Here is a 9,379-nt window from a genome sequence, read left to right as displayed (position 1 = left end):
CCGCCGGACAACGCGCCGACGCCCGCCGAGCGGGCGACATGCGCGCCATGGCTGACCGCCGAGTGGCGGCTGACCGGCGGCGACGTCCGGGTCATCGTGGCCCTGGGCGGATTCGGCTGGCGCTCGTCGTTGGACATGGTCCGTTCCGGAGGTGGCCAGGTTCCCCGCCCGCAACCGAAATTCGGCCACGGCGCCGCGGCGACCTTGATTGCCGCCCGCGGGGAGGTGGTGCTGCTGGGCTGCTACCACCCCAGTCAGCAGAACACGTTCACCGGCAAGCTGACCACGCAGATGCTCGACGACGTCTTCGGCCGGGCCGCGGCGATCGCAGGACTATCCCGGTGACCCCCGGTGTTGAGGCTGTCATGCGGCTTTCTGTACTTGATCTGGTCCCGGTGCGCACCGACCAGACCACCTCGGATGCGCTGGCGGCCACCGTACGTCTGGCGCAGACCGCCGACCGGCTGGGCTTCACCCGCTACTGGCTCGCGGAGCACCACAACATGCCGTCGGTGGGTGCGACCAGCCCGCCGGTGTTGATCGCCTATCTGGCCGCCCAGACCTCGCAGCTGCGGCTGGGGTCCGGTGGTGTGATGCTGCCCAACCACGCACCGCTGGCGGTGGCCGAGCAGTTCGCGTTGCTGGAGGCGGCCGCCCCCGGCCGAATCGACCTCGGCATCGGCCGGGCGCCGGGCTCGGATCCGGTGACGTCGATCTTGTTGCGCGGCGCCGCTGGGCGAGATGACCGCGATATCGATCAGTTCCCGGAGTATCTCGACCACGTGCGGGCGATGATGAGCGCCCGTGGGGTGGCCGTGCCATTGCGCGACGCGGACTACATTCTCAAGGCCTCGCCGGCCGCCGCACGCGAGCCGCGGCTGTGGCTGCTCGGGTCGTCGATGTATTCGGCCCGGCTGGCCGCGGCCAAGGGATTGCCCTATGTGTTCGCTCACCATTTCTCCGGCAAGGGAACCGAGGAGGCGCTCGCGCTCTACCGGTCGCAGTTCGTGCCCAGCGAGCTGGCCGCCGAGCCGGTGACATTCCTGACCGTCAATGCCGCAGTCGCCGAAACCCACGACGAGGCAACGGCATTGATGCTGCCGAACCTGCACATGATGGCCCGGTTGCGGACCGGCCAACCGCTCGGGCCGCTGCAACTCGTCGAGGACGTTCGCGGCGCTGAACTGACACCCGAACAGCAGCGCATCGTCCGCAGCGGACTCGATCGCGCGGTCCTTGGAACACCCGCCGAGGCCGCCGAACAACTACAAGCGCTGGCGGAACGGTTCGACGTCGACGAGGTGATGGTGCATCCGGTCGCTTCGGCACACCGCGGCACCGATCCGGCCACCGCCCCAGCCCGGGAGACCACGCTGGAGCTGTTGGCCAAAGAGCTGTTCTAGCGGTCGCCCCTCGACGAGCGTGAAACTGTTGCGAAAAGACGCGCGAAATCTCGCAACAGCTTCGCGCTCGGCGCGGGCCCGTTAGGTGCGCAATCAGTTAGGGCTCAGAACCACGACCGGGATCGGCCGGGACGTCTTCTTTTGGTATGCCTCGTACCGGTTGCTGTTGTTCTTGTTGACGATCTGCCACAGCCGTCCATAGTCCGGGTCGTCGGGCAGCACGGGTTTGGCCGTGACGCCGAAACGCTTTGGCCCGACGTTGATTTCGACGTTCGGGTTGGCCTTCAGGTTGTGATACCAGCCGGGCGCCTTCGGGTCGCCACCCTTCGAGGCGACGATCAAGTAGTTACCGCCGTCGCGGGCATACGTCAGCGACGCGGTGCGGGCTACGCCGGTCTTGGCGCCGACGGTGTGCAACAGCAGGCTGGGTATCCCCAGCGTTCGATGTCCGATCCAGCCGTTCGTTTTCTGATAGACGGCGTCGTGCACCCGCAGCACCTTTGGCAGCAAACTCTGTTCAATCCAGGAAGCCATACGCCCAGTATTACCGCTCGCCGTTGATTCGCAATCAGCGAGGTGTCAGCGCGATCACCGGTATTGGCCGTGAGGTCCGGCTCTGGTACCCCTCGTAGCGGTTGGCGTTGTTCTTGTTGACGATCTGCCACAGCCGGGCATAGTCCGGGTCGTCGGGCAGTACGGGTTTGGCCGTGACGCCGAAACGCTTTGGCCCGACGTTGATTTCGACGTTCGGATTGGCTTTCAGATTGTGGTACCAGCCCGGCGACCGCGGGTCACCACCCTTCGACGCCACGACGAGGTACGCATCGCCGTCTCGCGCATATGTGAGTGTGTTGGTCCGTGCCTTACCGGTCTTGGCGCCGACCGTGTGCAGCAGCAAGTTGACCGGCCCGAAGGGTATCCGGTGCCCGATCCGACCGTCGGTGCGCTTATAGATCTCGTCGTGCATGCGCAATAGCCGCGCGCCAATCTGCTGCTCGATCCACAGAGATATGTCCATGTGGCTCAGTCTTGCGGAGTGGCGCCCAATTGTGCCAGTGCGTCCCGCAGGATCTTCCCGGTCGTTTCGCGGTCGGGGTCGCGGCGTAGCAGCAGACCCTTGGCCACCGACAGCTTGTCGCCGTTGCGCCGCGGCAGCACGTGCAGGTGAATGTGCAGTACCGACTGGAACGCGGCGGGCCCGTCGTTGATCCCGACATTGGTGGCGTCGGCCAACTCCGTCGCGCGTGCGGCCTTGGCGATCCGCTGTCCGATCGCCACCATGTCGGCCAGGGTCTCCGGCGGGGTGTCGGTGAGATCTACCGTGTGCTTTTTCGGTATCACCAGCGTGTGGCCGCGGGTGAACGGGCGGATGTCGAGGATGGCCAGGTAGCCGTCATCTTCGTAGATGCGGATGGCGGGCGCCTCACCGGCGACGATCGCACAGAACACACACGCCATGCCGCCACGGTAGCGGGTCGGCTCAGCCGGCGGCGTTGCCCGGTAGCGCGGCGGCGATCGCGTAGATGGCACGGTCGAGGATTGCGCGCGTGGTGGCGAAGTTCAGCCGTGCGAAACCGGAGCCCACCGCGGCGCCGAACGGGATGCCGGGGTTCAGCGCCACCTTGGCCTTGGACAGTAGATGTTCTGCGGGTTCGGTCGGCAGGTTCAGCGCCCGGAAATCGACCCACGACATGTAGGTGGCCTCGGGGGTGTTGATCCTCAGGCCCGGGCTCAGTTCGGGCAAGGTTGCAGCCAGGTGATCGCGGTTTGCCTGCAGGTAGATCAACAGCTCGTCGAGCCAGCCGGCGCCGTGGTTGTAGGCGGCGATGTTGGCGCGGATACCGACGGTGGAGACACCCATCTGGTGGTGCAGCCTGTTGATCCCGGCCCAGTCGCGGACGTCGCGCTCGCTGGACAGGATCACCTGCGCGCAGATCAGCCCCGGGAGGTTCCACCCCTTGGAGGCCGACATCACCGTGACGACTGCTTCGGCGGCGGTCTCGGATACCGACGCGGCGGCGACGTGTGGCCGCCCGTAGACCAGCGGTCCATGGATCTCGTCGGCGATGACCCGCGCCTCGTGGCGGGCCGCGATGTCCACGATCGCGCGTAGCTCGTCCTCGCGGAATGCGGTGCCCAGTGGGTTGTTCGGGTTGCAGAGGATCAGCGATCCGGCCCCGCCGGCGAATGCGGCGTCGAGCGCCTCCAGATCCATCACGTATCGACCGGAATCCTGTTGCGGCATCGGGATTTCCACCCGCTGGCGCCCGGTGACCTGCAGGACGTCGAAGAACGGCATGTATGCGGGAACCGGCAGCACGACCGGACTCTCGGGTCTGGTGAGGAAGTTGATGACGACTTCCAGTCCCTTGAGCACATCGGGCACCACGCGGACCCGCTCGGGCGAAACGTGCCAGCCGTAGCGGCGTCGGCACCAGTCGGCGGTCGCCCGAGGCAAGTCATCCTCGCCCACTGGCGGGTAGCCGAACTCCTCGTTGGCAACGCACGCCCGGATGCCGTCGAGTACCGCCGGCGCGGTGGCGAAGTCCATCTCGGCGATCCACAGCGGCAGCACGTCGGGCCCGAAGAGGTTCCACTTGATTGTCCTGCGTTGGCGGAGTTGCGCTGGAGTCATTTGATCGAACGCCGTGTCGCCCATAGCAGTAGTGTGCCTCGACGTGGATGAAAGAGATCTGGCCTTTGCGGGAGCGGCCGAACAGGTGCGGATGTTGGCCGAGGGCACGGTCACCGCGCCGGCGTTGCTCGAGATCTACCTGGAGCGCATCGCGCGGTTGGATCCGCAGCTGCGCAGCTATCGCGTGGTCCTGGCTGGCACTGCGCGTCAGGAAGCCGAGGCCGCGCAGCGCCGCCTTGATGCCGGCGAGCGGCTGCCGCTGCTCGGCGTCCCGGTCGCGATCAAAGACGACGTCGATGTCGATGGCGAGCTGACGGCGTGCGGCAGTGGCGCGGTGTCGACTGCTGCGGTCCGCGACGCGGAAGTCGTCAGCCGACTGCGCGCCGCCGGCGCGGTGATCATCGGCAAAACCAATGTGCCGGAATTGATGATCTTTCCGTTCACCGAATCGGTGACGTTCGGCGCGACCCGCAACCCGTGGAACACCGCGCTCACGCCGGGCGGGAGTAGCGGCGGCAGCGGTGCCGCGGTCGCCGCCGGCCTGGCGCCACTGGCACTGGGTTCCGATGGCGGCGGCTCAATCCGGATCCCGTCGGGCTGGTGTGGTCTGTTCGGGATCAAGCCGCAACGCGACCGGGTCCCGCTGGCGCCGCACGACGACGCGTGGTGCGGGCTGAGCGTCAACGGCCCGATCGCGCGATCGGTTAAAGACGCGGCGTTGTTTCTGGATGTCACGACGACGATGCCCGCCCCGGATGGCGGATTCGTCGGCGTCGCCGCTCGCGAACCCGGTCGGCTTCGAATTGCGTTGAGCACCAAGGTTCCACCGCCACTGATCGCCAAGGTCGGCAGGGAGCAACGTGCGGCGGTCGACGAGGCAGGCGCATTGCTGCGCGACCTCGGCCACGACGTCGTCGTGCGCGACCCGGACTATCCACCGGCGGCCGTCTACGCCAATTTCCTGCCGCGTTATTTCCGGGGAATCTACGAGGACGTTCGCAAACTGCCGCACCAGGACCGGCTGGAGAAGCGGACCCGCAACATGGCGCGCATCGGGTCGCTGCTGTCCGAGCGGCGGATGGCGACGGTGCGGGCGGGGGAGTCAGCCGTGGCCGAGCGGATCCAATCGATCTTCGACGACGTCGACGTCGTCATCACCCCCGGCAACGCCACCGGGCCATCCCGGGTCGGGGCTTACCAACGCCGTGGCGGCATTTCGAGCCTGCTGTTGGTATCGCAGCGGGTGCCCTTCTTCGAGATCTGGAATCTCACCGGCCAGCCGGCCGCCGCCGTGCCGTGGGGACTGGATCGCAACGGGGTTCCGGTGTCCGTTCAGCTGGTCGGCCGCCCGTGCGACGAGGCGACGCTCGTGTCGCTGAGTGCGCAGATCGAGGCGACCAGGCCGTGGGCACACCGGCGGCCGCCGGTGTCATGACGGCGAGATCACCCGCCAGGCGTCCAGCTTCTGGCTCGGAGGCATCGCACGCGCCGGGCTGGTGGACGGCAACAGCTGGTAGCAGACCGGCGCGTCGACGTGGACCAGTCGGCGGAATAGCTTGTCCGCAGTCTGGCCGTTGAAGTACACCCGCTTGATGCTGGGGTAAGTGGCGAATAGTTGACCAAAGTCGTTGGCCACTACGGTCTTTAGGTCGATCTTGGCGTCTGAGCTGCCGGCGCGGCGGCACTTGTGCAGCACATCCCAGAGCGCCACGCCGGCCGATTGCAATGCGGTCAGCCGGGTTTCGTATGCCGCCTGCGCGTCGAAGCCGAACAGTGCGCTGGTAATCGGCCAGAACGCATTTCGCGGGTTGCCGTAGTACTGCCGGGTCGCCAGCGACTGCACGCTGGGGAACGATCCCAGGATCAGCAGCCGGGCGCCGTCGTCGACGACAGGCGCAAACCCTTCCAGTGGCGGTGTGGTCATCAGATTCACATGATGCCTCGCCGCGTTATACGTTGGCGACGTGGACGACACGCTCGATCCGGACATCGAGAAGCTGCTGGGAGATCTGGAGGGCAGCGCACGCGCCGAGCGTGCAGAGCTGATCGAGTGGCTGTTCGAGCAGGGCGTCACCGCCGACGAGATTCGCAATGCGTTCGCTCCCATGCTGCTGATCTCGCGGCGGGTGATCGGCGACGACGGCACCTACATGTCAGCGCGGGAGATCAGCGAAAGCTACGGCGTTGATCTGGAGCTGCTGCAGCGGGTGCAACGCGCCATCGGGCTGTCGCGGGTGGATGACCCCGATGCGGTCGTACACATGCGGGCCGACGGGGTGGCCGCCACCTACGCACAGCGGTTCATCGAGATGGGCCTAAACCCCGACAACATCGTGCTTGTGGTGCGGGTATTGGCCGAAGGTCTGGCACACGCCGCCGAGGTGATGCGCTACACGGCGTTGGCGTCGATCTTGCGTCCGGGCGCAACTGAGTTGGAAATCGCCAAGGACTCCCAGGCGTTGGTGACCCAGATCAAGCCGCTGCTGGGCCCGATGATCGAGGACATGTTGTTCATGCACCTGCGACACTCGATGGAGACCGAAGCCGTCAACGCCAGCGAGCGTGCGGCGGGGGCTCCGCTGCCCGGAGCCCGGCACATCACAGTCGCCTTCGCCGATCTGGTCGGGTTCACCCGGCTGGGCGAGGAGGTGCCGGCCGAGGAGCTGGGGCAATTGGCCAATCGGCTGGCCGACCTGGCCCGCGACGTGGCGGTCCGACCGGTGCGATTCGTCAAGACGATCGGCGACGCGGTGATGTTCGTCTGCACTGAGCCGGCGCCGCTGCTGGATGCGGTGCTCAAGCTCGTCGAAATCACCGATGGCGACAACGACTTCCCCCGGCTGCGCGCGGGGATCGCGTCGGGATCCGCGGTGAGCCGGGCCGGCGACTGGTTCGGCAGCCCGGTGAACCTGGCCAGCCGGGTGACGGCGGTGGCCCGGCCCGGCGCGGTGCTGGCCGCCGAATCGACGCGGGATGAGCTCGGCGATGACGCCGGCTTCAGTTGGTCGTTCGCCGGCGCGCGTCATCTCAAGGGCATCAAGGGTGAGCCAAGGCTTTTTCGCGCCCGGCGTGGCGACGGCGACACCGAGAGCACATAGGGGCAGGCCCGGAGGACGTTGGGAGGCGTCTCGTACATCCTGCGCGGCCGGTTCTCACTCCGTTGACCGGCTCTTTGGAATTCGTCGCTTTCCGGGCCTGCTTCGCTACTAAAGCTACAACTCTGCACCGGTCAGATCAACGGTTTTCTTTTCCGCCGAACGTGGGCTCGTGGCACGGTTTCCGCCGGTGGATTCATACGGTCATTGCAACGTCCGTGGATTTGGGGTTGTTATGCCGAGTGGTTATCCGCATTCGAGAGATGTGCGTTGGAGGTTGTTCGACCAGATATGCCTGGGTGTCCCGGTGTGGCGGGCGGCGCAGGACATGGGCGTGTCGACGACAGCCGCGTCGATCTGGTGGCGCAACGCTGGAGCGATGAAACTAGTTGGGGGTCGAGGCGGCGGGGTCGCTGATCCGGGAAACATGTCGTTGCCGAGCGGGCGGGGACATCGTCTGAGTCTGGATGAGCGCATCGCCATCATGCGGGGTCTTGACGCCGGGCTCAGCCACGCCCAGATCGGTCACCGGATTGGGCGCGACCGAATCACCATCTGGCGTGAAGTGCGGCGTAACCGCAATCCCGACGGGGATTATCACGCTCGGATGGCCCACGCCCGTGCCGCCCGGAAAGCCCACCGGCCCAAGGCGTTCAAGCTGATCGACAATCCGGTGTGCGCCAGCATCGAGGCGTGGATGGATGACGGGTGGAGCCCGAGGCTGATCGCACAGATGTTGGCACGTGATCACCCCGATGACAGGCTGGCACGGGTGAGTCACGAGACGATCTATAGGTGTCTGTATGTGCAGACCCGTGGCAGTCTGCGCGCTGATCTGCACAAATGCCTATCCACCAAGCGGGCAACCCGCAAATCCCGCAGCCGCATCGACAACCGACGCGGTGCCTACAGCAGCGGGGAAGAATTCCGCGTCAGTGACCGCCCGCCAGAGGTCGCTGACCGGGCCGTGCCCGGACACTGGGAGGGCGACCTGATCGTGGGACCCAACAACAGTGCAATCGGCACCCTGGTCGAACGCAGCACCCGATTCACCATGCTGCTGCACCTGCCCGGCAGCCACAACGCCGACACCGTGGCCACCGCGATGATCGACGCGATGCGCGAACTTCCCGAACATCTGCGCCGCTCCATCACCTGGGACCGCGGCAGCGAGATGGCCCAGTGGCGGCGCATTCACCTTGAACTCGCCGCCCCGGTCTACTTCTGCAATCCGCACTCACCGTGGCAGCGCGGCAGCAACGAAAACACCAACCGGCTCTTGAGATTCTGGTTCGAAAAGGGCAGCGACCTCAGCGGTTATACCAAAGCCGACCTCAAACGCATCCAAGACACTCTCAACCGCCGGCCCAGGCCGACACTGAATCTCGACACACCCGCTAAGCGCCTGGCCGCCCTACTCGACCAAGCCGCCTGACCCGATGTTGCCCTAACCGCTTGACATCACCGCCCAAAATCGTGCCCTAAGCCCACACTCGTCGACCCGGAGGCGTTCACCGCTGGTGAAACCCATTTCTGCAATGCCTGAAATAGTGTAATCATGTAAGCATGAAACACCATCATGGACATGGGCGGCGCTACGGCCGTCCGGGCGGCTGGCAGCAAGCTGGTCAACCCGATGCCAGCGACGCAGCGGACTGGTTCGCCGGACGCTTGCCCGACGCTTGGTTCGACGGTGACCCGACGGTCATCGTCGACCGCGAGGAGATCACGGTCATCGGTAAGCTGGCCGATCCAGAAAGCTCGAAGGAGAAAGAAAGCGAAGCTCACGCGTCGGGTCGCGTCTCGCGCTTCCGCGAGGAAACCCGGCCGGAGCGGATGAACATCGCCGACGAGGCACAGGATCGCTACGGCCGCAAGGTTTCCTGGGGCGTCGAGGCGGGTGGCGAGCGGATCTTGTTCACCCACATCGCGGTCCCGGTCATGACGCGGCTGAAGCAGCCGGAGCGCCAGGTGCTCGACACCCTGGTCGACGCCGGTGTGGCCCGGTCTCGCTCCGATGCGCTGGCCTGGTCGGTGAAACTGGTCGGCGAGCACACCGAAGAGTGGCTGGCCAAGCTGCGCGACGCCATGTCGGCGGTCGACGACCTGCGCGCCGAGGGACCCGAGCTTTAGGCCGGTCCTGGGACCTCAACAGACTCAGCGGCCTCATCAGTCCCTGGCCGGAGGATGTTGTCTTGTGCAGTTTTGACGACGCATGCGATATCACTTCCGGCGGTGATATCGCA

The 9,379-nt window shown here is 66.1% G+C and carries 11 protein-coding genes; 6 read left to right on the top strand and 5 right to left on the bottom strand.

Going from position 1 to position 9,379, the window contains the following annotated elements; genetic code table 11:
- Both WAN71_RS20470 and WAN71_RS20465 read left to right on the top strand, forming a co-directional pair.
- Positions 1–345, top strand: a 345-nt coding sequence (locus tag WAN71_RS20470) for a uracil-DNA glycosylase family protein (protein WP_422227081.1), incomplete at its 5' end; no start/stop codon positions are given.
- A 20-nt stretch (positions 346–365) separates the two neighbouring features.
- A complete protein-coding gene (locus WAN71_RS20465) occupies positions 366–1,403 on the top strand; it encodes an LLM class flavin-dependent oxidoreductase (protein WP_422227080.1) in 1,038 nt (345 codons plus the stop codon).
- A 93-nt stretch (positions 1,404–1,496) separates the two neighbouring features.
- Here WAN71_RS20465 and WAN71_RS20460 read toward each other — a convergent pair whose 3' ends face one another.
- From WAN71_RS20460 to WAN71_RS20445, 4 genes are read right to left on the bottom strand one after another with little or no spacing between them, the layout of a single operon-like run.
- Positions 1,497–1,937 (bottom strand): nitroreductase family deazaflavin-dependent oxidoreductase, encoded by a 441-nt coding sequence (locus WAN71_RS20460; RefSeq protein WP_422227079.1) that lies wholly within the window; start codon positions 1,935–1,937, stop codon positions 1,497–1,499.
- A gap of 34 nt (positions 1,938–1,971) precedes the next feature.
- Complete coding sequence (locus tag WAN71_RS20455; protein WP_422227078.1) at positions 1,972–2,421, bottom strand: nitroreductase family deazaflavin-dependent oxidoreductase; 450 nt, start codon at positions 2,419–2,421, stop codon at positions 1,972–1,974.
- A gap of 5 nt (positions 2,422–2,426) precedes the next feature.
- A complete protein-coding gene (locus WAN71_RS20450) occupies positions 2,427–2,861 on the bottom strand; it encodes an HIT family protein (RefSeq protein WP_422227077.1) in 435 nt (144 codons plus the stop codon).
- A 22-nt stretch (positions 2,862–2,883) separates the two neighbouring features.
- Complete coding sequence (locus tag WAN71_RS20445; RefSeq protein WP_422227076.1) at positions 2,884–4,062, bottom strand: MalY/PatB family protein; 1,179 nt, start codon at positions 4,060–4,062, stop codon at positions 2,884–2,886.
- 19 nt (positions 4,063–4,081) lie between these two features.
- Between WAN71_RS20445 and WAN71_RS20440 the strand changes: the two genes are divergently transcribed.
- Positions 4,082–5,473, top strand: a complete 1,392-nt coding sequence (locus tag WAN71_RS20440; RefSeq protein WP_422227075.1) for an amidase — start codon at positions 4,082–4,084, stop codon at positions 5,471–5,473.
- Here the strand turns inward: WAN71_RS20440 and WAN71_RS20435 are convergent.
- Positions 5,468–5,962, bottom strand: coding sequence for a DNA-deoxyinosine glycosylase (locus WAN71_RS20435; protein WP_422227074.1), 495 nt, complete (start codon positions 5,960–5,962; stop codon positions 5,468–5,470). The genes WAN71_RS20440 and WAN71_RS20435 overlap by 6 nt on opposite strands.
- A gap of 40 nt (positions 5,963–6,002) precedes the next feature.
- Here WAN71_RS20435 and WAN71_RS20430 point away from each other — a divergent pair, with 40 nt between their 5' ends.
- The 3 genes from WAN71_RS20430 (at position 6,003) to WAN71_RS20420 (ending at position 9,266) form a co-directional block, all read left to right on the top strand.
- Entirely contained in the window at positions 6,003–7,136 is a 1,134-nt protein-coding gene (locus WAN71_RS20430; protein ID WP_422227073.1) for an adenylate/guanylate cyclase domain-containing protein, read from the top strand.
- A 232-nt stretch (positions 7,137–7,368) separates the two neighbouring features.
- A complete protein-coding gene (locus WAN71_RS20425) occupies positions 7,369–8,568 on the top strand; it encodes an IS30 family transposase (RefSeq protein WP_422227072.1) in 1,200 nt (399 codons plus the stop codon).
- A 131-nt stretch (positions 8,569–8,699) separates the two neighbouring features.
- Positions 8,700–9,266, top strand: coding sequence for a hypothetical protein (locus tag WAN71_RS20420; protein ID WP_422227071.1), 567 nt, complete (start codon positions 8,700–8,702; stop codon positions 9,264–9,266).
- The last annotated feature ends 113 nt before the right edge of the window (positions 9,267–9,379 follow it).

It is taken from the genome of Mycobacterium sp. (assembly GCF_049280035.1).
Lineage (GTDB): Bacteria > Actinomycetota > Actinomycetes > Mycobacteriales > Mycobacteriaceae > Mycobacterium.
The sequence above is the reverse complement of the archived record's forward strand: the minus strand, read 5'-3'. Positions and strand labels throughout refer to the sequence as shown.

Bases quoted from the DNA above. Each gene is read 5' to 3' on its own strand.
- WAN71_RS20455 (WP_422227078.1), bottom strand. From the start codon at position 2,421: ATGGACATATCTCTGTGGATCGAGCAGCAGATTGGCGCGCGGCTATTG.
- WAN71_RS20420 (WP_422227071.1), top strand. From the start codon at position 8,700: ATGAAACACCATCATGGACATGGGCGGCGCTACGGCCGTCCGGGCGGC.
- WAN71_RS20465 (WP_422227080.1), top strand. From the start codon at position 366: ATGCGGCTTTCTGTACTTGATCTGGTCCCGGTGCGCACCGACCAGACC.
- WAN71_RS20450 (WP_422227077.1), bottom strand. From the start codon at position 2,861: ATGGCGTGTGTGTTCTGTGCGATCGTCGCCGGTGAGGCGCCCGCCATC.
- WAN71_RS20445 (WP_422227076.1), bottom strand. From the start codon at position 4,062: ATGGGCGACACGGCGTTCGATCAAATGACTCCAGCGCAACTCCGCCAA.
- WAN71_RS20425 (WP_422227072.1), top strand. From the start codon at position 7,369: ATGCCGAGTGGTTATCCGCATTCGAGAGATGTGCGTTGGAGGTTGTTC.
- WAN71_RS20435 (WP_422227074.1), bottom strand. From the start codon at position 5,962: ATGACCACACCGCCACTGGAAGGGTTTGCGCCTGTCGTCGACGACGGC.
- WAN71_RS20460 (WP_422227079.1), bottom strand. From the start codon at position 1,937: ATGGCTTCCTGGATTGAACAGAGTTTGCTGCCAAAGGTGCTGCGGGTG.